This is a genomic window from Achromobacter sp. 1011811831 (assembly GCF_059760905.1).
The window spans coordinates 23,446-46,859 of sequence record NZ_JCBANG010000023.1 but is presented as its reverse complement, the minus strand read 5'-3'; the positions used below and the strand labels follow the sequence as shown (position 1 = coordinate 46,859).

Here is a 23,414-nt window from a genome sequence, read left to right as displayed (position 1 = left end):
AGCAATTTGAAACCAATACGGCCCCATTTTCATTCAAAATACGAGTCTGTCGCGTTGGAAAACAGTTAAGGTGGGGCCTGCGTTCGGATGCAAAAAATTAATAATACGTCACGTATTACGAATATTTTCAATACATAATATAAGCAAGGAAATACGCCAGGCGAGGGAAATACCCCATGCTTATGAAAGTACTTTCCATATTCGGCACTCGTCCCGAGGCCATCAAGATGGCGCCCCTGGTCGCCGCCCTGCGCGATGAGTCCGCGATCCAAAGCGTGGTCTGCGTCACGGGCCAGCATCGCCAGATGCTGGATCAGGTGCTGGCGCTGTTCGACCTGCATGCCCAGCACGACCTGGACATCATGGTGCCCAACCAGACGCTCAACGGCTTGTACGCCCGGCTCATCAGCCGCGTGGACGAGGTGCTCGAACGCGAGCAGCCGGATTGCGTATTGGTGCATGGCGACACCAGCACCGCGTCGGCCTGCGCGCTCGCGGCCTTCCACCGGCGCGTGCGCATCGGCCACGTCGAGGCGGGGCTGCGCACCGGCAACCTGGCCATGCCGTTTCCCGAGGAAATGAACCGCCGTGTGGTCGACGCCGTGGGCGACTGGTTGTTCGCGCCCACCGCCGAATCGCGCGCGAACCTGCTGCGCGAGCACCTGCCCGGCCGTATCACGGTCACCGGCAACACGGTGATCGACGCGCTGGCCATGACCTGCGCCAAGCTCGCGCCGGGCGGCGCGCTGGCCGCAACGCTGGCGCAGCGCTACCAGTGGCTGGATCCGACGCGCCGGCTGCTGCTGGTCACCGGCCATCGTCGCGAGAGCTTCGGCGACGGCTTCAAGAACATCTGTGCCGCGCTGGCCGAATTGGCCAGGCGCGACGACCTGCAGATCGTCTACCCCGTGCACCTGAACCCGCAGGTCCGTTCCGTGGTCATGACCGACCTGGGAAACCTGGATCGCATCCACCTGATCGATCCGCTGGACTATCTGGACTTCGTCTGGTTCATGCAGCAGTCGCACCTGATCCTCACCGACTCCGGCGGCGTGCAGGAAGAAGCGCCTTATCTCGGCAAGCCGGTGCTGGTGATGCGCGACGTCACCGAGCGGCCCGAGGCCGTGCAGGCCGGCACCGTGGCCCTGGTCGGCACCGATACGCAACGCATCGTCACGGAAGTGAACCGCCTGCTGGACGATCCGGCGCTGCACGCGTCTTTCTCACGCCGCATCAATCCCTACGGAGACGGCCACGCCAGCAGGCGCATCGTCGATGCGCTTTGCGGCCGTCCGGTATCCGAATTCGACCCTTACGGCCCGGCCGCCAGCCAGCCGGCCTGAGTCCTCATGCCTCGCCCCCATCGGCCAGGAGCACCCATGCACAGAAACACGTTCCGTCCCATCGCCTCCCACCTGCGCCGCGCCTTGATCGCGGCGGGCCTTGCACTGCCCCTGGCCGCCGTGGCAAGCTCCGCGGGCGACGCCTTGCGGCGCCTGCAAAGCGATGACTGGATCACGCGCGATACCTCGCTGGCGGACTTGGGCATCAACGAGCCCGTGGTGCTGAGCAATAGCGACGCGCACCAGGACTTCTACCTGCCCGTGCCGCGCGGCGTGCCCATCGCCGACGCCACGCTCAACTTCGATGCGCGCTACACCAAGGATGAACCGGGCCGCACCAACCTGGTCCTGTGGGCCGACGGCGTGCCGCTGGCGGCGCAGAACATCGCCGACGGCAACGGCCCCGTCCTGCGCAACCTGCCGCTGGAACAGCGCCTGCGCAGCACCGGCTTCCTGCGGCTGGGCGTGGACTGGCAGTCCGAGATCGCGTTGCGCCGCTGTGAAAGCAACCGCGCCACCGCCAACGCGCTGACGATTTCGCCGCAGACGCGCCTGAGCTACCGCTACGACGCCTCGGCGATCGGCAACCTGGACGATGCCTGGAGCACGCTGCCCGGCAAACCGGTGCTGCTGGTGTCCGACACCAAGCTCGACCAGCAAGCCTATGACAGCGCCTGGCGCATGGGCGTGGCGATGCAACGCGCCGGAAAGCGCGTCGACGTCAAGGCCTTCCCCGCCGTCGGCGACGAGATCGACACGCGCGCCCTGCAGGTGCCCGCGGGCCTCGCGCAGGCGCCGGTATTCACCGCCGTGGCGGGCAAAGAGCGGCACAAGCTGGCCTCCACCGCGGAGATCGGCGCGCTGCTGGTGCTGGGCGCGCCGGCGGTCACCGGCGACGTCGTGATCGCCAGCCCGGCGCTGCGCGCCAAGCTCAATGCGGCGCTCGATGCGCTGCAGACCGAACTGGCCTCGGACCCGGACGCCGCCGACGCGTTCAAGGCCTGGCGCCAGGCACGCGCGCCGCTGGCCGGCGCCGACATGGCCGCCAAGGAAGTCCGTCTCGCGCCGATGGGCCGCCTGTCCGTGATCGCGGTGGCGCCGGACGCCGGCGCGCAAGCCGCGGGCGTATTCAATGCAGCGTGGCGCCGCATCCTGGTGTCGCGCCAGGTGCAGGTGCAGACCGCCACGCCGCCCCAGTCCTTCCAGGGCGATGGCGTGCGCCTGAGCTCGCTGGGCGGCGCGCCGGACAGCTTCGACGTGGTCGCGCGCGGCGACTGGAACGTCAACTTCCCGCTGGCCTCCGTGTCCTCCGACGGCCGCATGCCGGACGAACTGATCATCGATCTGGCCGCTGCGCCCGGCGCCTCGTCCACCCGGCCGGTGGCCTCCGTATTCTGGAACGGGATATTGCTGGGCGCCAGGCAGCTCGACGCCGACGGCCGTCCGGAGCGCCTGACGGCGCGCGTGCCCGGCTACGCGCTGGGCGTGAACAACGCCGTGCGCATCAGCGTGCAGCGCCAGCCCGTCTCGGTGGACTGCAACGAAATCCCGCAAGGCTATCCCGTCAGCGTGCTGCCAACCAGCTATGTCAAGCCGGGCAAGCCCCAGCCCGACGGCACGTTCACCGGCCTGCTGCCTTTGCTGGCGGGCAATCCGCAGGTCCTGGTTCCCGACAGCTACCTGGCCAATGCGCCTGCCAGCCTCAAGCAACTGATCGGCATCGCGACGGCCAGCGGCGTCTCGGCCACGCGCGCCGAACTCGCCGTGTCGCCGGCGGGCCAGGCCGCCAAGCCCGCGCGCACCTTCCTGGCGATGGAAGTGCCCCTGGATGGCGCCAAGCCGAAGGTCCAGGTCAGCGACCAGAAACAGCTGCAGGTGGCTGGCAGGTCCACCACCTGGCTGGACATTTCCGGCCTGAGCGGCTTGAGCACGGCCGAAGTGGTCAGCTCGGGCGGACAGGACGGCGTGCTGTGGCATGCGCTGGGCCCGCAGAGCGGCAGGCTCGATACGCCCTTCGTGCTGAACCGGGGCGACATCGTCGTCATCGCCGCGAACGGTCCGGTGGCCTGGATCGACAGCACCAACCCGGATGCCAGCAAGCCGCCCGGCGCCGGCGAAAGCGCCTTCTTCGAATGGCGCCGCTATATCTCATGGAGCGTGCCGGCGTTGAGCTTCGGCCTGCTGGCGCTGGTGCTGGTGCTGATCCTGGCGCTGCGCGTCACCCGCCGCAAGAACAAGGGCAACGGTTAAGACCGGCAGGCGCGCCATGTCTACGCTCTACTGGCCCTATCTGGCCGCGGACTACTATCGCGGCCTGGAAATCGTGACCGCCGTCGTCGGCATCATCATCCTGCTGTCCAGCCTGGATGATCTGTTCATCGACGGCTGGTTCTGGCTGCGGGCGCTGCGCCGCCGGCTCGTCGAGGACCGGCGCTATACCCCGCTGACGGCGGCGCAGCTGCGCGCCAAGGAGGAACAGCCCCTGGCCATCATGGTGCCGGCATGGCTGGAGTACGACGTGATCGCATCCATGCTCGAGACCATGGTGTCCACGCTCGAGTACAAGAACTACATGATCTTCGCCGGCACCTACCAGAACGACGAGCGCACGATCAAGGAAGTCGAGCGCATGCGGCGGCGCTACCGCCAGCTGATACGCGTCGAGGTGCCGCACGACGGCCCCACCTGCAAGGCCGATTGCCTGAACTGGATCGTGCAGGCCATCTTCGCGCAGGACGAAAAGCAGCCCGTGCCCTTCGCCGGCGTCATCCTGCACGACAGCGAAGACGTGCTGCACCCGCTGGAACTGAAGTACTACAACTACCTGCTGCCGCGCATCGACTTCATCCAGCTGCCCGTGACCTCGCTGGAACGCGAATGGCACGAGCTCGTCGCCGGCACCTACATGGACGAATTCGCTGAGTGGCACACCAAGGACCTGGTGGTCCGCGAAAGCCTGTCCAAGATGGTGCCGTCGGCGGGTGTGGGCACCTGCTTCTCGCGGCGCGCGCTGATGGAACTGGCGGCCGAGACCAACAACCAGCCCTTCAACACGGACACGCTGACCGAGGACTACGACATCGGCGCGCGGCTGGCGCAGCGGGGCATGCGCCAGATCTTCGGCAAATTCCCGGTCGAGTATGTGACGCGCCGACGCTCCTGGTTCGGACTGGGCCCGGAAAAAGTCACCACGCTGTCCATGCCGCTGGGCGTGCGCGAGTACTTCCCCAACACCTTCCGCACCGCCTACCGGCAGAAGGCGCGCTGGACGCTGGGCATCGGCCTGCAAGGCTGGCAGCAGTGGGCTGGACCGGATCGTTCGCCACCCGCTACCTGCTGTTCCGCGACCGCAAGGGCCTGGTCACGTCCTTCATCGCCATCCTGGCCTATCTGCTGCTGGCGAACTTCTTCCTGTTCTATCTGGCCGACCGTTTCGGCTGGTGGACCGTGTACTACCCCTCGTACTTCCGCCCCGGCGGCTGGCTGGTGACGCTGATGTGGCTCAACGCCGTCGCCCTGCTGCTGCGCGTGCTCCAGCGCATGTATTTCGTGGGCAGTATGTACGGCTGGGAACACGCCGTGCTGTCCATTCCGCGCATGATCGTCGGCAACTTCATCAACGCCATGGCGGCGGCGCGCGCGTGGAAACTGTTCATCGGCCATCTGATCACGGGCAAGCGGCTGGCCTGGGACAAGACCATGCACGACTTCCCGTCCACCGACCAGCTGGCGCAGCAGCGCCAGCGCCTGGGCGAACTGCTGCTGTCCTGGCAGGCCATCGACGAGGACAAGCTGGCGCAGGCGCTGGAGATCCAGGCGCGCGACAAGAAACCGCTGGGCGCCATCCTGCTCGAACAGGGCTGGCTGGACGCCGGCACGCTCAAGGAAGCCATCGATTTCCAACAGGGCGCGCAGGCGCAAGCCGCGCACCCGCCCACCGACGACAAGCCCGCCACCTCATGACGCCCCTGACCCGCACGCTAGTCCTGTCCGCCGCGCTCGCCTGCCTGTGGAACGGCGCGCCCGCCGCCGCCCAACAGGCCGCGCGCGCCGCCGAGGCGCCGCTGGAGGGCGCCGCCTGGCAATTCGCCAACGAGGGCTACAGGCTCTACGACGCCGGCCGCTACGCACAGGCGCAGCAGCAGGCCGAATCGGCGATCGCGCTGCGCCCGGACGTCGAACGCCTGCGCCTGCTGCTGATCTACGCGTTGCAGAAACAGGGCAAGCTGGACGAGGCCGAACGCGCCGCCGACGATGCCGCCAAGAGCGGCCTGGACACGCCCGCGCTGCGGCAGGCGCGCGCCAACCTGCGCCCCGCGACGCCCGCCGCCCCGGCGGCCAATGCGCGTCCGGCCGGCGCCCGTCCCGCCGGCGGCGCGCCGGCCACGACCAGCGCCTACCGCCGCGGCTTCCCCATCGCCACGCGCGCCTACGCGGACTACAACAGCGGCAACTACCCCGCCGCCCAGCGCGGCGCCGAGCAGGCTTTCCGCATCGATCCCAAGCAGGGCGCCTGGGCCATGCTGTGGCTGGACGCGCTGGAAGCCCAAGGCAAGTACGCCGAAGCCGAAACGGCCGCCAACCAGGCGATGACGTTGGGCGCGCCAAACCAGAGCGACCTGGCCGCGCGTCGCGCCACCATGAAGCGGCGCATGGCGGTCAAGCCGGCGGAACAGGGTTATCAGGCGTTGATCGCCAACCGGCCCGGCGACGCCGTCCCGCTGGCGCGGCAAGCCGTGGCGCTGGCGCCCGACACCGCCAGCCACCGCCTGCTGCTGATGACCGCGCTGATGCTGGACGGCCAGCTCGCGGCCGCCGAGGACGCGGCCACCGACGCGCTCAAGCAGGACGATGAAAACACCGTGGCCCTGGTCATGCGCGGCTATCTGCGCCAGCGCCAGGGCAAGGCCGAGGAAGCCGACGCCGACTTCGACGCCGCGCTCAAGCAGGACTGGCTGGACGACAGCCAGCGGCGCAATGTGCGCCTGATCGCCGCCGATGCCGCGCTGGCCGGGGGCCAGAACGCCCGCGCGCTGGCCCTGGTGGAACCGCTGGGCGCCAAGGACGAGGCCGGCGCCGATCGCGTCAAGCGCGCCCGCTCCCGCCCCGCCGTGCCCGCGACGCTGACGCTGGCCAACTATCCCGCGCCGGTCCAGGACTGCCGCGACACGCCCTACGGCACGTCCTGCGAGCTGCTGCCCTCGGACGCGGCGGGCAGCGGCGGGCCGGCCTCGCTGGCCTATGCCGCCTACGCGCGCCAGGACTACCAGGAAGCCATCACGCAGGCCCGCAAGGCCGTGCAACAGGATCCGGACAGCAAGGACCTGCAGCGGCTGCTGACCACCACGCTGGCCGCCGGCAACGCAACGCAGATGGCCGAGGCCAACCAGCGCATGGGCGAGGCCCTGGCGGCCCAGCCCGACGATCCGACGCTGTTGATGCAGCGCGGCTACCTGCACCAGCGCATGCGCCAGCCCCGCGAAGCGCTGCGCGACTTCCAGGCCGCGCGCGCCACGGGCAAGGCCCCGCCCACCGCCATCCTCGACGAAGGCTATGCGCTGTCCGGCGTCGGCGACAAGCGCGGCGCGGTGGACAAGCTCAAGGAAGCCATCGACCAGGACGACGCCGGCAAGCTCGACCTCACCCCGCAGCAGCGCTTCGACACCCGCAGCAGCATCGCCGGCCTGTCGCGCGAGTGGGGCGGCTACGTCTCGACCGGCTACCGGGGCGCGCGGCCCGCGGCGGCCGGCCTGGGCGGCGCGGCCATCACGGTGCCCGGCGACGCGGTGTTCAGCACGGCCGAGATCTTCTGGCGTCCCTCCGATTTCCTGAACTCGTCCACGCGCACCTTCGAACTGTACGGCCGCCTGTCCAACACGCTGTACAACAACGGCGGCAAGACCGCCAGCCAGACCGTGTCGAACCCTTGCGGCGGCGGCAATATCCAGGTGGACGAAACGTCCAACAACGGCATCTCGGGCATCCCGACCACGGTAGGCTCGCTGGGCATGCGCTTCACGCCATCCACCGAGGTCGGCCTGACCTTTGGCCTGGAACGCCAGTTCAACCTGGGCAGCGCCACGCGCCAGGGCACGTTCACGCCGCGGCCCGATGAACTGCGCTGCGCGCTGAACACCGGCAACCAGACCGCCTACTACAAGACGGACGCCGGCAGCGGTGGCTGGCTGGCCTATGTCACCTATGGCATGTACGAAGGCACCAACCTGCGCATCGACCGCCCCGACTGGTTCACCATGGAAGGCTACGTGCAGGCCGGCTACTCCTGGCAGGACATGCCCGCCCGCTTCTGGCTGCGCAACAATGCCTCGGGCAAGGACAGCGCGGAAAGCTCGGGCAAGCTGAAACGCGACCAGGCCTTCGGCGCCGGCGAGCTGCGCGTGGGCCGCAGCTACCGCGTGGACGCCGTCAGCGACCGCCTGGTGTTCTTCCCTTACGCGGTGGTGGCGGCGGACTGGCTGTGGAACCGCAACCGCGTGTCCGGCCTGAACATCGACGGCCAGGATTCCTACGACCTGCTGGGCAACGGTAAATCCTGGTCCCTGGGCGCGGGCCCCGGCTTCAACCTGCGCTACTGGTTCCGCGAAGACCACTACAACGCGCCGCGGTCCTACCTGGACCTGACGACGCAATATCGATTCAATATCGGCGGGGGCGCCGCCGACCGGGCGAAAGGCCTGTTCATCAACCTGACCCTGTCGTACTGAACCCGCCCGCATCGCAAGGAGCACGCATGACCCTTTTCTCCTCCTCTCCCTCCACGATCCTGCATCGACTGGCTGCAAGCGCGGCGGTCGCCACGCTCGCCCTGTCCGCCGGCGCCGCGCACGCGCAACAAGGCTCGTCCATCGTGATCCAGGGCAAGGACAACTGGCTGTTCCCCGGCTGGGGCAGCCTGACCCAGGTCGACACGCGCGGCATCGACGCGTCCACGCAACTGGTGCGCGAGACGCGCGACGCGCTGGCGGCCAAGGGCATCCAGCTCGAAGTGCTGGTGCTGCCGGACAAGACGCTGTTCTACCAGGACAAGCTGCCCGATGGAAAGGCGCTCAGCCCCGAGGTGAAGCGGCGCTACCAGACCATCCAGGACAAGCTCAAGGCCGCGGGCATGGCGACCTTCGACGACGAGGCCCTGCTGCGGCGCCTGAAGGACAGCGGACAGGACGTGTTCTACCGCACGGACCAGCACTGGACGCAGGCCGCCGCCGATGCCACCGCCGACGCGCTGGCGCAACGCATCAAGCAGGACGTGCAGACCCTGGCCGGCAAGCCCGGCACCGGCCTGCCGCTGGGCAGCGTGGTCAACGAGCGCCGTTACGGCGACCTGGCCGAACTGTTCCTCTCGCCCGAGCAGCGCAAGCAGGCCGGGCGCGAGACCTTCACCGTGCGCCGCCAGGCCGAGAACCAGAGCCTGCTGGACGATGCCCCGGCCCCGGTCCACGTCACCGGGCACAGCATGGTGCAGCCCTACTTCGGGTTTCCGCAAAAACTGTCCAACGCGCTCGACCGCCCGGTATCCGTGAACTGGAAGCCCGGCAACGTCGGCCACTGGATCATGCTGCTGGAATACCTGGAGTCGCCGGCGTTCAAGCAAAACAAGCCGCAGGTGCTGGTGTGGCAGATGTTCGAGCCGACCTACGCGCAGGGCCCCGACGCCAAGGGCCTGTGGGACAACGCCTCCATCATGAGCGCCGACGGCTGGCGCAGCCGCATGCAAGCGGCCATCGGGAAGTAGGGCCGTGGCATCAGCGGACAAGCCGCAAACCGCCGGACATGGCCGCAATGCCGCCGTTGCCGGCCTGCTGCTCGCGCTCGGCCTGGGCTGGGGCATATGGCGACTCGCCGACGCCGGCCTCAAGCCGGCCGACGTGGCGCCGGCGGCCTGGCTCGACGGCTCGGCCGGCGGCGCGCTGAACCGCGCGCTGCGCCTGCCCGCGCAGGACACGCTGAATACCTGGAACGCATCGCTGCGCTACCGCCTGCTGGGAGACCTGGGCGACCAGGTCGCGATGGGCTGCCCCGGCTGGCTGTTCTACCGCGACGGCCTGCGCCCCCAGCCCGGCGTGCATGTGTTCGACGAGCGCGTGCGCCTGATGCGGCACTGGGCCGACCGGTTGCGCCAGCGGCAGGTGCGACTGCTGGTGGTCGCGGTGCCCGACAAGTCGCGCATCGAGGCCGACCGGCTTTGCGGCCTGCCCGCCTCGCAGCCCATGCGTCGCGCGCTGGACGAGTGGCAGCAGGCGCTGCAGGCGCAGGGCGTGCCCTTCGTCGACCTGCGCCCCGTCCTGTCCGGCGCCGCCGAACCCATGTTCTTCCGCACCGACGTGCACATGAACGCCCAAGGCGCGCAAGCCGCCGCGCGGCGCGTGGCCGACGCCGCGCGGCCACTGCTGGGCGGCGTCGGCCAGCAGGCTTTCCGCGTGGACGCGCCGGGCGCACCGGCGCCGCGCATGGGCGACCTGATCGTGCTGGCCGGCCTGGAACACGCGCGCATGGGTTGGCGTCCGGAGCTGGAACGCGTCGCGCCGCAGCAGATCGAACCGCTGCGCAGCGGCGGCCTGCTGGACGAAGCGCCGCCCGTCGAGGTGCTGCTGGCCGGCAGTTCCAACGGCCGCCGCAGCCACTTCGCCGAGCGGCTGGGCATGGGACTGGGCCGCGAAGTCTGGAACCTGAGCCTGGACGGCGGGCAGTTCTCCGGCGCGCTGCTGGTGGCGCTGAAACAGCGTGAACAATGGCCCAAGAGCCTGAAACTGGTGGTCTGGGAGTTTTCGGAAATGGCGCTGTCGCTGCCGCTCACCGATGACGAAAGGTCCGTGCTGGACAGCCTGCCCCCGCCCTGACGAACCGCGATGCTATTCAATTCCTATCTGTTCCTGCTGGTCTTCCTGCCTATCACGCTGGCGGTGTATTACGCCGTGGGGCCGCTCAACCTGCGCCTGGCCGCGCTGTGGCTGTGCCTGACCTCCATCGTGTTCTACGGTTGGTGGAACCCGCAGTTCGTGGTGCTGCTGGCCGGCTCCATCGCCTTCAACTATGTGGTCAGCCAGCTGATCCTGCGCAGCGAGGGCCGGCCGCGCCTGCAGGGCCTGATCACCGGACTGGGCGTGGGCGCCGACCTGGCGCTGCTGTTCCACTACAAATACTTCGCTGCGCTGCTGGGCTTTCTCAATGACCTGGGCATGAGCAGCGCGACCGCGGATTCGGTGATCCTGCCTCTGGGCATCTCGTTCTTCACGTTCACGCAGATCGGCTATCTGCTCGACTGCAAGGCCGGCGTGGTCAAGGAGCGCAGCCTGCTCAGCTATGTGCTGTTCGTGACCTTCTTCCCGCACCTGATCGCCGGCCCCATCCTGCATCACAAAGAGATGATGCCGCAGTTCGCGCAGCCGGAGAACTACCGCTTCAAGGCCGAGAACCTGTCCGTCGGCATGATGCTGTTCGTGATCGGACTGGCCAAGAAGGTGCTGCTGGCCGACGGCATCGCGCCCTATGCCGACGCCGGCTTCGCCGCGCCCGGCGAGCTGATGTTCTGGGGCTCCTGGGGCGCCAGCCTGTGCTACGCGCTGCAGCTGTACTTCGACTTCTCCGGCTACTCGGACATGGCGCTGGGCCTGGCCAAGATGTTCGGCATCCGCTTCCCGCTGAACTTCAATTCGCCGTACAAGGCCGGCAGCATCATCGAGTTCTGGGCCCGCTGGCACATGACGCTGACCCGCTACCTGACCGCCTATCTCTACTACCCGGTGGCCATGGCGGTGTCGAAGTGGCGCACCGAGCGCAATCTGCCGGTGGGCACGCAGGGCGTGGCCACGCCCGGCGGCTTTGCCGGCAGCATCATCCTGCCCACCGTGTACACGATGGGCCTGGCCGGCATCTGGCACGGCGCTGGCTTCCAGTTCCTGGTGTTCGGCCTGCTGCACGCGATGTACCTGTCGGTGAACCACGCCTGGCGCATCTTCGTCGTCGGCCGCAAGCCGGCCGCCGCGCGCCAGATGGGCCCCGCCAAGCGCGCCGCCTGCGTGCTGCTCACCTTCGTGGCGGTGCTGGTGGCGCAGGCCTTCTTCCGCGCGAATGGCGTGGGCGACGCGATGCTGCTGGTGCAGGGCATGATCGGCATGCGCGGCGTCGAGGCGCTGGACCTGGCCGCGCGCGTGGACGGGCTGGCCTGGGGCGACGCCTGGCGCATGCTGCTGGGCCATCATATGCAACTGATCTACGCGGTCGTCCTGCTGGGCATCGCCTGGTTCACGCCCAACGCGCATCAGATCCTGGGCCGCTACTCGCCCGCCCTGTTCAAGCCGCAGGAGGCCGCCGCGCCGTGGATGCGCTGGCGCCCCACCCTGGGCTGGCTGGCCGTGATGCTGGCCCTGCTGTTCTTCTGCCTGGTCAACCTGCACAAGGAAACCCGGTTTCTCTATTTCCAATTCTGACCGCGACACGGTCCCGGAGCATTGCATGGATATCAAGACTATCGAAGCCAAAGTGGCCGAACTCATCGAGAACGTCATCCTGACGCAGGTCGATCCCGACACCTTGTTGATCGAGTCCGGCCTGGTCGATTCACTGGCGGCGGTCGACGTGGCGTTGGCGGTGGAGCGCGAGTTCGGCTGCAAGATTCCGCCCACCGAAATCGACGTGCACCTGGAGTCGGTGCATACCCTGGCCGCCTTCATCGCGGAGCGCCAGGGCGCCTGAACGCCGCTGTTGCGAAGGAGCCGCGCATGCATTTCGATTTCAAGGCCTGCGATTTCGCCAACACCGCGTCGGCGCGCGACGCGATCGCCGTGGTGGATGCCCGTGGCATCCTGCGCTGGGACGCGCTGCAGGCCGCGGTCCAGGCCTGGGAACAGGCCGCGCTGGACGCCGGCGCCGCCGCCGGCGTGCCCATGGTGATTTCCGGCCACAAGGAAACCGCCTTCCTGGTCGCCATGCTGGGATGCCTGCGGCTGCGCGTGCCCTTCGTGCCCGTCGACGTCATCAATCCGCCCGAACGCATCAAGCGCATCGGCGAGCTGGTGCGCGCCGGCCTGCGCTACGACGCGCAGGCCCAGGCCTTCGAGCCGGGCAGCGCCAGCCCCGCGCCGCTGCGCGAGGCCGGACTGGCCTACATCATGTTCACGTCCGGCAGCACCGGCGACCCCAAGGGCGTGCAGATCGGGCGCGAAAGCGTCACGCTGTTCGCGGGCTGGATCCGCGATTGCCTGAACCTGGGTGCCGCGCCCGCGTTCATGGACCAGATGCTGTTCAGCTTCGATTTCTCGCTGTTCAACTGGGTCGGCGCGCTGGAACTGGGCGGCGCCTGCGTGCTGTGTCCGCGCGAGACCATCGCCGAGCGCGGCGCCTTCATGCAGTACCTGGCGGACACCGGCGTCTCGGTCTGGGCGTCCACGCCGTCATTCGTGCGGCAGCAACTGTTCAACCCGGACTTCAACGGCGCCAGCCTGCCCAGCCTGCGCGTCTTCGTCTTCGGCGCCGAATCGCTCTCGCCGACGCTGGCCGAGGAGCTGTGGCAGCGCTTCCCCGATGCGCGCATCATCAATTCCTACGGTCCGACCGAAGCCACCTGCTCGACCACCTGGGTCGAGATCGACGCGGCGCTGCGCCAGGCCGCGCCGAATCCCTTCCCCATCGGCCGCGCCAAGCCTTATGCCGATGTCTTCATCGACCAGGGCGAGATCTGCATCGCCGGCGACCACGTCATGCGCGGCTACCTGAACCGGCCGGACCTGAACGCCTCGCGCATGTTCACGCGCGACGGCAAGCGCGGCTACCGCAGCGGCGACCTGGGCGAGATCGACGGCCAGGGCCTGATCACGTTCCGCGGCCGCATCGACGACCAGATCAAGCTGCACGGCTATCGCATCGAACTGGCCGAGATCGACGCCGCGATCGCGGCGCTGCCCGGCGTGCGCGCCGGCGCCACGGTGGCGCTGCGCCGGCCGGACGGCGCCATCGTCCGGCTGATCGGCTTCGTCGAGCCGGCGGCGCCCGGAACCGCCGGCCTGCAACCGCTGCCCGAGGCGCTGGCGGCCTGGAAGGACACCCTGGGCCGTCGCCTGCCGCCCTACATGATCCCGTCGGAACTGCTGTCCTGCAGCCCCTTCCCCACCACCAGCACGGACAAGGCCGACCGCAAGCAGCTGGAACGCCTGTACCTGGATGCGCGCCTGAGCAAGAAACCGGAGCCCAAAGCATGACCCTGCGTATTTCCCCGATCCTGCTGGCCCTGGGCCTGGCGCTGGCCGCCGCTGGCGCGGCCCGCGCCGAAGGCGCCTTCGCCCAGCTGTACGCCGCCCGGCCGCCCGCCGGCTCGTCCTTCGTGCGCGTCGTCAATCCCGAGAGCGCGCCCATGCGCGCCCAGGTCGCCGGCGGCCCGGCCCAGGACATCGGCCCGGCCAAGCCCGCCACCACCTACGCCATCGTCAAGGGCAACCAGGAGTTCAAGGTGCAGGTGGACGGCAAGCCCGCCGGCGCCCTGCAGGTGGCGCCGGACAGCTTCACCACGCTGGTCGCGCGCCGCGACGGCGGCAAGGTCACGCTGGCGCGCATCGACGACAGTGGCGGCGCGCAGGACGCGCTCAAGGCCGAGCTGCGCTTCTACAACCTGATCCCCGGCTGCGCCGGCGCGGCGCTCAAGGTCAGCCCGCAAGGGCCGACGCTGTTCGACGATATCAAGCCGCAGGCCGCCGCCGCGCGCGCCATCAATCCCGTGCGGGCTTCCCTGGCCGGCGCCTGCGGCGCGGCCGCCAGCGCCGAGCTGGCGCTGCCCGCGCTGCAGCCCGGCGACCACTACAGCCTGTTCCTGGGCGGCACGGCCGCCGCGCCCACGCTGACCGGCCAGGCCAGCGCCACCGACCCCTACAGCAACAAGTAAGGAGGCGGCATGCGCCGCGTATTCCGAGACGACCACGAACTGTTCCGCGACCAGGTCCGCCGCTTCATCGCGCAGGAAATCGCGCCGCACTATGCCGCCTGGGAAAAGGCCGGCATCACGCCGGCTTCGCTCTGGCGTCGCGCGGGCGAGGAAGGCCTGCTCAACTGCGCCCTGCCCGAGCCCTACGGCCTGGGCGGTGACTTCGGACACGCGGCGGTGGTGATCGAGGAACTGGCCCGCGCCAACTATCTGGGCATCGGCTTTTCCGTCCATTCGGACATGGTGGCGCCCTACCTGGACGCCTTCGGTACCGAGGCGCAGAAGGCGCGCTGGCTGCCTGCCATGACGCGGGGCGAGCTGATCGGCGCGCTCGCGCTGACCGAGCCCGGCGCCGGCAGCGACCTGAAGGCGATCCGCAGCCGCGCCGTGCGCAACGGCGACCACTACGTGCTCAACGGCCAGAAGACCTTCATCACCAACGGCGTGAACGCCGGCCTGGCCATCGTGCTGGCCAGCACCGCGCCCGACCTGGGCGCGCGCGGCCTGTCGCTATTCTGCGTCGAGGCCGGACTGCCCGGCTACGCGAAGGGCGCGCCGCTGGACAAGATCGGCCAGCACAGCCAGGACACCTGCGAGCTGTTCTTCGACGACCTGCGCCTGCCCGCCGATTGCCTGCTGGGACAAGAGAACGCGGCCTTCGAATACCTGACCCGCGAACTGGCGCGCGAGCGCCTGGCCATCGCGCTGCGCGCGGCCGCCTCGCTGGAAGGCATGCTGGAGGAAACCGCTGAGTACATTCGTGGCCGCAAGGTCTTCGGCCGCCGCGTCATCGACTACCAGAACTCGCGCTTCATCCTGGCCAACACCCGCGCGCAAAGCGTCATGCTGCGCGTGTTCCTGGACGACTGCCTGGCGCGGTTGATGGCGGACGAACTCGACGCCACCACCGCCGCCATCGCCAAGCTGAACGCCACCGAGATCCAGGGCAAGGCGCTGGACGAGCTGCTGCAGCTGTATGGCGGCTATGGCTACATGGCGGAATACGGCATCGGCCGCGCCTGGTCCGATGCGCGCGCGCTGCGCCTGTTCGGCGGCACCAGCGAAATCATGCGCGAGATCATCGGCCGCGGCTTCGCCTGAAGCCGCGACGGCCGACATGCATCAGGCGCGCGCTCGCATCCAGGCCTGCCGCAGCGCCCGCGCCTCCGGGCTGTCGCCGATGACCCAGGGATCAAGCGCGAAGGCCACGACGCGCTGCGCGCCGTAGCTGTCGGCGATCAGCCATTGCTTGCGCACCCGCTCGAAATCGGCCGAGCGCGCCTTGAAGGTAGATCCATCCGTGCTGCCCGAGGGCAGTTCCTCGAACAGTTCGATCACCAGATCGAACGGCGCATTGCGCGCCAACAGCAGGCGGCGCAGCGGCTCCAGCGCCTTCAGGTTGTCCAGTCCCGCCACGCCCACGCCGTCCTGGATCATGGGATGCACGCGCGCATGGTCCAGGATGCCGCGCCACAGCTGTTCCAGCGTGCCGCTGCCACCCAGGCGGCTGAAATACGTCGAGATGCAGGGCGCGCGGCCGCTGCTGTCCAGGGCCGCGCGCGAGAAGGCGTCCAGCCACGGCCACAGCAGCGCCTGGCGGGACGCGGACGCCCAGTTGTACTGCTCCAGCTCATACGGCAGATACCAGCCGCGAAAATTGCGGCGCGCGGACCAGGGCGCGGTCCGCATATAGGCCAGGCCATGCTCGCGCGTGAGGTCCAGATAGCGCGCCAGCGCCTCGTCATCGGGCGCGGCCAGCACGTTCCACCAGCGCTGGTCGTAGGGCAGTCCCACGTGCACGCCCATGCCATGGCGCGCGGCCTCGTCGAAGATCAGGCCCAGCACGGTGTCGGGCGCCATCCAGTCGTCGGGCCTGCCGCCTTCCAGGCCAACCCATTGCAGGAAGATCTCGCGGCTGCCCAGCCGGCGGCAGGCGGCAATGCGCTCGGCCCACTGCGCGGGCGTCAGGTCCAGGTGGCTGCGCCACAGCTGCAGGAAGGTGCCTTGCACCGGCCGGCGCGGCGCACAGGCCGACAGCGGCAAAAGCGCGCCCAGCGCCAGCGCCTGCAACAGGCGCCGGCGGCCGGGCGCGGCGGGAACGCAGCGCGTCAGCAGCGCGGCCTCGGCGGCATTCAGCCGCGGTTGCCGAACAGGCCGGACAGGGAAGCCAGCAGGTCGGTCGGGTTGAACGACTGGCCGGGCTGCGCCGTGCCGTCGGGCGTGGCCTTGTCGACGAGCTGCGGCAGCATCGCCGACAGCGAACCCAGCACGGAGCTGGCATCCTGGCCGGTCTTGTCGGCCAGCCCCTGCACCACGCCGGGATCCAGCACCGAGCCGAGCTGGTCGGCGCTGACGGGCAGGTTCTCGCCCTTGCCCACCCACGACGCCACGATCTCGCCCAGGCCGCCCTTCTGGAAGCTGGCGATCAGGCCGGACAGGCCGCCGGGGTACTGGTTCAGCTGTTCGATCAGGGCGGGCAATAGCGAGGCGCCGCCGCCTTGCTGCCCGTTGCCGCCGCCGGCCATCGAGGCCAAGGTATCCAATAGGCTCATCGCCGTGCTCCTGGAAAAGAAGAGGGAAAACCAGTATATGCGCTGGTTTGCACGATTCCTGGCGCGCGGCGGGCGTGGAAACCCATATTTGCAAATCTTGTCCTTTGCCGCCCGACGGACGGCTCAGCCGGCCCCGCCCCGCAGCGCCTGCAGCACTTTCTGCCCTGCCCGCCCATCGGCCGGCAGGCCCAGCTCGCGCTGCGCCTTCTGCAAGGCATTCCGGGTTTGCACGCCGATCAGGCCATCAGGCTCGCCGATGTCATAGCCGCGCGCAATCAGCAGGGTCTGCAATTCGCGCCGCTCGGCGCGCGACAGCCCCGGATCATCGGTCGGCCAGGCCTGGACCAGCGATCCGCCGCCGCGCAGCCGGTCGGACAGGTGCGCGATCGCCAGCGCGTAGCTTTCGGCCGCGTTATAGGAATAGAGCGCGTCGAAGTTGCGCGTCACCAGGAACGCCGGGCCGCCGCGACCGGCGGGCAGCAACAGCGCCGCCGGGACATCGCCGGCGGGCAAGGGCCGGCCGTCGGCCCGCGTGATGCCCTGGCCGGTCCAGTGCGACAGGGCGCGCTTGTTCTTGCGTCCCGCGCCGGCGGCATTGAACCCCGCCGGCAGCCGCACCTCGTAACCCCAGGCCATGCCACCATTCCAGCCCGCGTGCTTGAGGAAATTCGCGGTGGACGCGAGCGCGTCCGGCACGCTGTCGATCAGGTCGCGACGGCCGTCGCCGTCGCCGTCCACCGCCAGCCGCAGGTACGTGGACGGCATGAACTGGGTCTGGCCGAAAGCGCCGGCCCACGAGCCCTGCAGCTTCTCGGGCGCGATGCCCTCTTCCTGGATGATCTTGAGCGTGGCAAAGAACTCGCCCCGGAAATACGCCTGCCGGCGACCATAGCAGGACAGCGTGGACAGCGACACCAGCAGGGAACGCCCGCCCAGGGTCTGTCCGTAGTTGCTCTCCACCCCCCAGACGGCGGCGATGACAGCCGGATCCACGCCGTAGCGGACCGAGGCGCGCTGCAGATCCGCCTGCCAGCGCGCCATGCCCGCCTGGCCATCCGTCACGCGCTCGTCATCGACCAGCGCCGCCATGTAGTCCCAGATGGGCGTGCGGAACTCGGGCTGGAAATCCAGCAGATCCAACACGCTCATGTCGGGCGCCAGCTTCGCCGTGTGGGCATCGAAGGTGGCGGCCGACACGCCGGTTTTCAGCGCCGGCGCGCGCAGCCGGGCCAGGCAGCCGTCGAAGCTGTCGGCCGCCGCGGCGGGCATGGCGGGCAGCGACGCGGCCAGCGCGGCGGCCAGCAGCAGCGCGCGCGGTCGGGCGGATCGGGACGGGGAGCGTGTGACGGGATGGGCGGGTTTCATCCGGTTGGATCTCATGATGACGTTGTTGGGGAGGCGGCCTGCAAGGCCGCCAGTTCGGCTTCGTCGAAACCGGCGGCGCGGCGGGCTTCCAGGTTGAACGGACCGCGCAGGCGCGGCGCGCCGTGCAATTGCGCCAGTTCCGCGTAGCAGGCCACGGGGTCCCTGTCCTGCTGCGCGCACAGATACTTGAACCAGCGGTTGCCGATCGCCACATGGCCGATCTCGTCGGCCAGGATGATATCCAACACCGCCGCGCTCTCGGCATCGCCGACGCCGTTCAATTTGTCGCGGATCATGGGCGAGGCATCCAGCCCGCGCGCCTCCAGCGTGCGCGGCACCAGCGCCAGCCGCGCCAGCAGGTCGCCACGGGTGCGCTCGGCCATGTCCCACAGGCCGTTGTGCGCGGGGAAATCGCCATAGGCATGGCCCAGGCTGGCCAGGCGCTGGTTGAGCAGCTCGAAGTGATAGGCCTCTTCGCGCGCCACGCGCAGCCAGTCCAGGTAAAACGCCGCCGGCATGCCGGCGAAGCGCCAGATGATGTCCAGCGCCAGGTTGACCGCGTTGAATTCGATATGCGCCAGCGCGTGCAGCAGCGCGGCGCGCCCTTCGGGCGAGGCCGGCGAGCGATGCCGCAGCTGCTGCGGCGACACCAGCTCGGGGCGCGCCGGCCGGCCCGGCAATGCGCTGGACGGCTCCAGGCGGCATTCCGCATCGACGACGGACGCGTCGCCAATGGCGCGCACGGCGGCAATCTTGCCGGCCCAGTCATCGACCGCCAGCGCGTGCAAGGCCTGGGCCCGCAGGCAGGCGGCGCCCGGCGGGTTCATATTGCTGTTCATATGCAGGATTCCAGTGGCGGACGGTCTCGGCGAGCCGTCCGCGGCTGTCTTGGCCGCCGGCCCTCTCTTGGCGGCGGCGCGGCCTTGGGCCGCAACCTGGGAGACTTTATCATTGCCCCATGGATTCCTCGCCGCGCCTGACCATCGAAACCGACCTGTCCCGCATCGACGCCCGTCAATGGGACGCGCTGGCCGGCGACCAGCCCTTCCTGCGCCACGCCTTTCTGCGGGCGCTGCACGAGACCGGCTGCGCCTCGCCACGGACCGGCTGGTCGCCGCACTACCTGGCGCTGTGGCGCGGCGAGACGCTGGCCGGCGCCGTGCCGCTGTACCTGAAATCGCACTCGCGCGGCGAATACGTGTTCGACCATGCCTGGGCCGACGCCTTCGAGCGCCACGGCTTGCGCTACTACCCCAAGCTGCTGTCGGCCATTCCCTTCACGCCCGTGACCGGCCCCCGCTTGCTGGCCGCCGGCCCGGACGAACGCGCCGCGCTGGCGCGCGCGCTGATCGCCTTCGCCGAGGAAATCGGCGTGTCCTCGCTGCACCTGCTGTTCCCGTCCGATACCGACATGCGCGCGCTGCGCGAGGCCGGCTTCCTGGTCCGCGAAAGCGTGCAGTTCCATTGGCGCAATGCCGGCCATGCCGATTTCGACGCCTTCCTGGCCTCGATGAGCCACGACAAGCGCAAGAAGATCCGGCAGGACCGCAAGAAGGTCGCCGCCGCCGGCCTGCGCCACCGCTGGCTGCGCGGCGACGCCATCGGCGCGGACGAACTGGATTTCTTCTATCAGTGCTACCGCGGCACCTACTTCCAACACGGCAACCCGCCCTACCTGAGCGCGGACTTCTTCCGCCGCGCCCACCGCGACCAGCCCGACGCCTTCGTGCTGATCCTGGCCGAACGCGACGGCGCGCCCGTGGCGGCGGCGCTGAACCTGGCCGGCGGCGACGCGCTGTACGGACGTTACTGGGGAGCCACGGAATACGTGCCTGGCCTGCATTTCGAGACCTGCTACATGCAGGCCATCGCCTACTGCATCGCGCACGGCTTCGCCCGCTTCGAAGGCGGCGCGCAAGGCGAACACAAGATGGCGCGCGGCCTGCTGCCCACCCCCACCTGGTCCGCCCACTGGGTCGCCGACCCGCGCTTCGCCGACGCGATCCAACGCTTCCTGGACGAGGAAACCACGGCGGTCGAGGGCTACCTGGACGAACTGGAAGCGCACACGCCGTTCAAGCAGAACACGACGGACAACGCCAACTAGACGCTGACCAACGCCGCCAGGAACAAACACTCACCGCACGAAACCGCCCTCCCTCAAGCGGGGCCACGCGGAGCCGGCTTTGCCGGTCCGCTGTGGCGCCCCCTTGAGGGGGAAGCGCGCAAGCGCTTCGGGGGTGATCCTACAAGAACCTATCCAGCAGCTTGCGGCTGTGCTTGTCCAGCGACATCAGGTCGCGGATCAGATAGAAGATGCCGTGGTTGTCGGCGATCAACAGCGTCTGCGCGTTCAGGCGGCGGATGTCTTCCTCGCCGCGCAGCGTGAAGGCCGTCTCGCCTCGGTCGGTCTCGACCTTCCAGACGGTGGGCGTGGCGAAGGCCGACACGCTCTTGAGCTTGCGGATCTCCGGCATGAACTCGCGGCTGGCGAGCTCCTCTTCCACCAGCGCCCGCGCGTCGGCGGGCAGGTCCGACAGTTGATCGATCCAGAGCAGTTCGTGGCCGTCGGCGGTCACCAGCGACAGGCCGCGGCCCGACTGGCTGATGGGAAAGGCGCGCACGGGCAGCACGCCTTCGTGCGTCTGGCCGTCGGCGCCCTGGAACACCAGGCGGCCGAACGCATTGCGGCGCAATTGGAATGTGGGAAGCGTCATGGCTGGATTTCCGTTTCCGCGTCAGGCCACGGCGGCCATGTCGTCGCTGCCCGGCGACTGAGCGTCGGCCTCGGCCTGGCGGGCCTGCGCCTGGTAAAGGCGGTAGTACGCGCCTTCCTTGGCCATCAGTTCCTCGTGCGGCCCCTGCTCGACGATCTGGCCACGGTCCAGCACCACCAGCCGATCGGCCTTGCGCAACGTGCTCAGGCGGTGGGCGATGGCGATGGTGGTGCGTCCGCGCACCAGGTTGTCCAGCGCCTTCTGGATTTCCTTTTCGGTGGTGGTATCCACCGAGGACGTGGCTTCGTCCAGGATCAGGATGCGCGGATCGATCAGCAGCGCGCGCGCGATCGAGATGCGCTGGCGTTCGCCGCCGGACAGCGCCTGGCCGCGCTCGCCGACCAGCGAGTCGTAGCCATGCGGCAGCCGCAGGATGAATTCGTGCGCGTGCGCGGCGCGCGCGGCCGCGACGATTTCCTCGCGCGTGGCCTCCGGCTTGCCGTAGGCGATGTTCTCGGCGATGGTGCCGAAGAAAAGGAACGGTTCCTGCAGCACCAGGCCGATGTTGCGGCGGTACTCGGACACGCGCAGCGAGCGGATGTCGGCGCCGTCCACCATCACCGCGCCCTCGGACACGTCGTAGAAGCGGCAGATCAGGTTGATCAGCGTGCTCTTGCCCGAGCCGCTGTGGCCGACCAGGCCGATCATCTCGCCCGGCGCGATGTTCAGGTTCAGGCCGCGGATGACCTGGCGGTTGCCGTAGCGGAAACCCACCTCGCGCAATTCGATGCGGCCGTTGATCTGCGGCAGCTTGGCCGGATTCTGCGGTTCGGGCACGCTGGAAACGTGGTCCAGGATGTCGAAGATGCGCTTGGCGCCGGCGGCGGCCTTCTGCGTCACCGACACGATCCGGCTCATGGAGTCCAGGCGCGTGTAGAAGCGGCCGATATAGGCCAGGAAGGCCGCCAGCACGCCCACCGTGATCTGCTTCTGCGAGACCTGCCAGATGCCGAAGATCCACACCACCAGCAGGCCGACCTCGGTCAGCAGCGTGACCGTGGGCGAGAACAGCGACCAGACCGTGTTGACGCGGTCGTTGACTTCCAGGTTGCGGTTGTTGGCTTCGCGGAAACGGGCGACCTCGCGCTTTTCCTGGGCGAAGGCCTTGACCACGCGGATGCCGGGGATGGTGTCGGCCAGCACGTTGGTGATTTCCGACCAGATGCGGTCGACCTTCTCGAAGCCATGCCGCAGCCGGTCGCGCACGGCGTGGATCATCCAGATGATGAAGGGCAGCGGCACCAGCGTCACCAGCGCCAGCCAGGGATTGATCGACACCAGGATGACCGCCGTCATGACGATCATCAGGATGTCATTGGCGAAGTCGAGCAGGTGCAGCGACAGGAACACGCAGATGCGGTCGGTCTCGCTGCCGATGCGCGAGATCAGGTCGCCGGTGCGCTTGCCGCCGAAATACTCCAGCGACAGCTTCTGCAGATGTTCGTAGGTGGTGGTGCGCAGGTCCGCGCCGATGCGCTCGCTGACCCAGGCCAGGATGAAGGTGCGGGCCCAGCCCAGGCCCCAGGCCAGGAAGGCCGAGGCCAGCAGGCCGCCCAGATAGAGGCGGACCTTGTCATAGTCGATGGGCGCGCCGTTCTGGAACGGGATCAGCACATCGTCCATCAGCGGCATGGTCAGGTACGGCGGCACCAGCGCGGCGGCCGTGCCCAGCAGCGTCAGCAGGAAGCCGGACAGCAGCGCCAGCCGGTACGGCTTGGCGAAGCGCCACAGGCGCAGCAGCGCCCAGGTCGAGGATGGCGCCGCCTGCTCGCGATGGCAGATCGGGCATTCCTCGGCGTCTTCGGGAATCGGATTGTGACAGATGGTGCAGGCGCGATCGCCGTCATGCTGCGGCGGCTGGCCCGACAGGCGGATGGCCTGCTGCGCCTCGAATTGCGCCAGCAGGCGCAACGCCGGCGGGTTGCAGGCCAGCGTGAAGCGCCAGATGCCCAGGCGCGCCCTGTCGTCGTGCAGTTCCATGACCGCCGCGCCGGCATGGTCGGCCAGCGTCAGGGACAATTGGGGACCGTACGCCCAGGACTCCCAGCCGCTATCGTCGGCCTTGCGCGCCAAAAGGCGCTTGTCCGTGGCCGCGACCAGGCCAGGATGGAACTTCAGCCGCTGGTCCAGGTCTATTTCAACCCAGGCCAGCAGGGTTTCGCCATCGGTCAGTTCGGCGCGGATTTCATCCCGCCAGCGGGCAGGAAAGGCATCGGCAAGGCCTGAATGCAGGTTTGGTTTTTTCATTGGTACGCATACCGGGGCCCAGACACTGCCCTAGACACTGCCATGCAAGGTGGCAAAGCGGTTTTCGCCAGGGGGCTGAAAACGTGTCCTTTCCTTACAACAAATCGAGTTCCCGCCCTTGAAGGCGTCGTATAGTATCAGCCGATTTTTCTAATTAGGAATATCTCTGGGATCCCCCACTCGTTGGCATTATTCTTTA

At 68.7% G+C, this 23,414-nt stretch carries 17 protein-coding genes and 1 pseudogene; 12 read left to right on the top strand and 6 right to left on the bottom strand.

The window, feature by feature from the left end; genetic code table 11:
• Positions 1-182: 182 nt before the first annotated feature.
• The 11 genes and pseudogenes from wecB (at position 183) to AC6LJ9_RS11540 (ending at position 15,375) form a co-directional block, all read left to right on the top strand.
• Positions 183-1,343: a non-hydrolyzing UDP-N-acetylglucosamine 2-epimerase gene (gene wecB, locus AC6LJ9_RS11590; RefSeq protein WP_498147676.1), complete on the top strand. Its 1,161-nt coding sequence runs from the start codon at positions 183-185 to the stop codon at positions 1,341-1,343.
• Between the two features lie 36 nt (positions 1,344-1,379).
• Complete coding sequence (locus AC6LJ9_RS11585) at positions 1,380-3,593, top strand: cellulose biosynthesis cyclic di-GMP-binding regulatory protein BcsB (RefSeq protein WP_498147658.1); 2,214 nt, start codon at positions 1,380-1,382, stop codon at positions 3,591-3,593.
• Positions 3,594-3,609: 16 nt separating this feature from the next.
• Positions 3,610-5,306, top strand: a pseudogene (locus tag AC6LJ9_RS11580) (glycosyl transferase family protein).
• Positions 5,303-8,068 (top strand): NfrA family protein, encoded by a 2,766-nt coding sequence (locus AC6LJ9_RS11575; protein ID WP_498147657.1) that lies wholly within the window; start codon positions 5,303-5,305, stop codon positions 8,066-8,068. The pseudogene AC6LJ9_RS11580 and the gene AC6LJ9_RS11575 overlap by 4 nt, the downstream one beginning before the upstream one ends.
• 26 nt (positions 8,069-8,094) lie before the next feature.
• Positions 8,095-9,096, top strand: a complete 1,002-nt coding sequence (locus AC6LJ9_RS11570) for an alginate O-acetyltransferase AlgX-related protein (protein ID WP_498147656.1) — start codon at positions 8,095-8,097, stop codon at positions 9,094-9,096.
• 4 nt (positions 9,097-9,100) lie between these two features.
• Positions 9,101-10,201 (top strand): alginate O-acetyltransferase AlgX-related protein, encoded by a 1,101-nt coding sequence (locus AC6LJ9_RS11565; protein ID WP_498147655.1) that lies wholly within the window; start codon positions 9,101-9,103, stop codon positions 10,199-10,201.
• Between the two features lie 9 nt (positions 10,202-10,210).
• The gene (locus AC6LJ9_RS11560; RefSeq protein ID WP_212320580.1) at positions 10,211-11,791 is read left to right on the top strand and encodes an MBOAT family O-acyltransferase; all 1,581 of its coding nucleotides are present in this window, start codon (positions 10,211-10,213) and stop codon (positions 11,789-11,791) included.
• 25 nt (positions 11,792-11,816) lie between these two features.
• The gene (locus tag AC6LJ9_RS11555; protein WP_212320581.1) at positions 11,817-12,056 is read left to right on the top strand and encodes an acyl carrier protein; all 240 of its coding nucleotides are present in this window, start codon (positions 11,817-11,819) and stop codon (positions 12,054-12,056) included.
• A gap of 26 nt (positions 12,057-12,082) precedes the next feature.
• Positions 12,083-13,558 (top strand): AMP-binding protein, encoded by a 1,476-nt coding sequence (locus AC6LJ9_RS11550; protein ID WP_498147654.1) that lies wholly within the window; start codon positions 12,083-12,085, stop codon positions 13,556-13,558.
• The gene (locus AC6LJ9_RS11545) at positions 13,555-14,235 is read left to right on the top strand and encodes an alginate O-acetyltransferase AlgF (RefSeq protein ID WP_498147653.1); all 681 of its coding nucleotides are present in this window, start codon (positions 13,555-13,557) and stop codon (positions 14,233-14,235) included. Before AC6LJ9_RS11550 ends, AC6LJ9_RS11545 begins: the two co-directional genes overlap by 4 nt.
• 9 nt (positions 14,236-14,244) lie before the next feature.
• Complete coding sequence (locus AC6LJ9_RS11540; protein ID WP_498147652.1) at positions 14,245-15,375, top strand: acyl-CoA dehydrogenase family protein; 1,131 nt, start codon at positions 14,245-14,247, stop codon at positions 15,373-15,375.
• Between the two features lie 21 nt (positions 15,376-15,396).
• On the opposite strand, the gene AC6LJ9_RS11535 is transcribed toward AC6LJ9_RS11540, so the two are convergent.
• From AC6LJ9_RS11535 to AC6LJ9_RS11520, 4 genes are all read right to left on the bottom strand, one after another.
• Positions 15,397-16,344: a DUF4434 domain-containing protein gene (locus AC6LJ9_RS11535; RefSeq protein ID WP_498147651.1), complete on the bottom strand. Its 948-nt coding sequence runs from the start codon at positions 16,342-16,344 to the stop codon at positions 15,397-15,399.
• Positions 16,345-16,406: 62 nt separating this feature from the next.
• Complete coding sequence (locus AC6LJ9_RS11530; protein WP_498147650.1) at positions 16,407-16,826, bottom strand: YidB family protein; 420 nt, start codon at positions 16,824-16,826, stop codon at positions 16,407-16,409.
• A gap of 123 nt (positions 16,827-16,949) precedes the next feature.
• On the bottom strand, positions 16,950-18,191 hold the full coding sequence (locus AC6LJ9_RS11525; RefSeq protein WP_498147649.1) for a lytic murein transglycosylase: 1,242 nt from the start codon (positions 18,189-18,191) through the stop codon (positions 16,950-16,952).
• An 11-nt stretch (positions 18,192-18,202) separates the two neighbouring features.
• Positions 18,203-19,030 (bottom strand): ferritin-like domain-containing protein, encoded by an 828-nt coding sequence (locus AC6LJ9_RS11520; protein ID WP_498147648.1) that lies wholly within the window; start codon positions 19,028-19,030, stop codon positions 18,203-18,205.
• A 119-nt stretch (positions 19,031-19,149) separates the two neighbouring features.
• Between AC6LJ9_RS11520 and AC6LJ9_RS11515 the strand changes: the two genes are divergently transcribed.
• Positions 19,150-20,298 carry a GNAT family N-acetyltransferase gene (locus AC6LJ9_RS11515; protein ID WP_498147647.1) on the top strand — a complete coding sequence of 383 codons (1,149 nt, stop codon included), beginning with the start codon at positions 19,150-19,152 and terminating at the stop codon, positions 20,296-20,298.
• Positions 20,299-20,437: 139 nt separating this feature from the next.
• On the opposite strand, the gene AC6LJ9_RS11510 is transcribed toward AC6LJ9_RS11515, so the two are convergent.
• Positions 20,438-20,908: a cyanophycin metabolism-associated DUF1854 family protein gene (locus AC6LJ9_RS11510; protein ID WP_498147646.1), complete on the bottom strand. Its 471-nt coding sequence runs from the start codon at positions 20,906-20,908 to the stop codon at positions 20,438-20,440.
• A gap of 21 nt (positions 20,909-20,929) precedes the next feature.
• Positions 20,930-23,215, bottom strand: a complete 2,286-nt coding sequence (locus AC6LJ9_RS11505; protein ID WP_498147645.1) for a cyanophycin metabolism-associated ABC transporter — start codon at positions 23,213-23,215, stop codon at positions 20,930-20,932.
• Positions 23,216-23,414 lie beyond the last annotated feature (199 nt).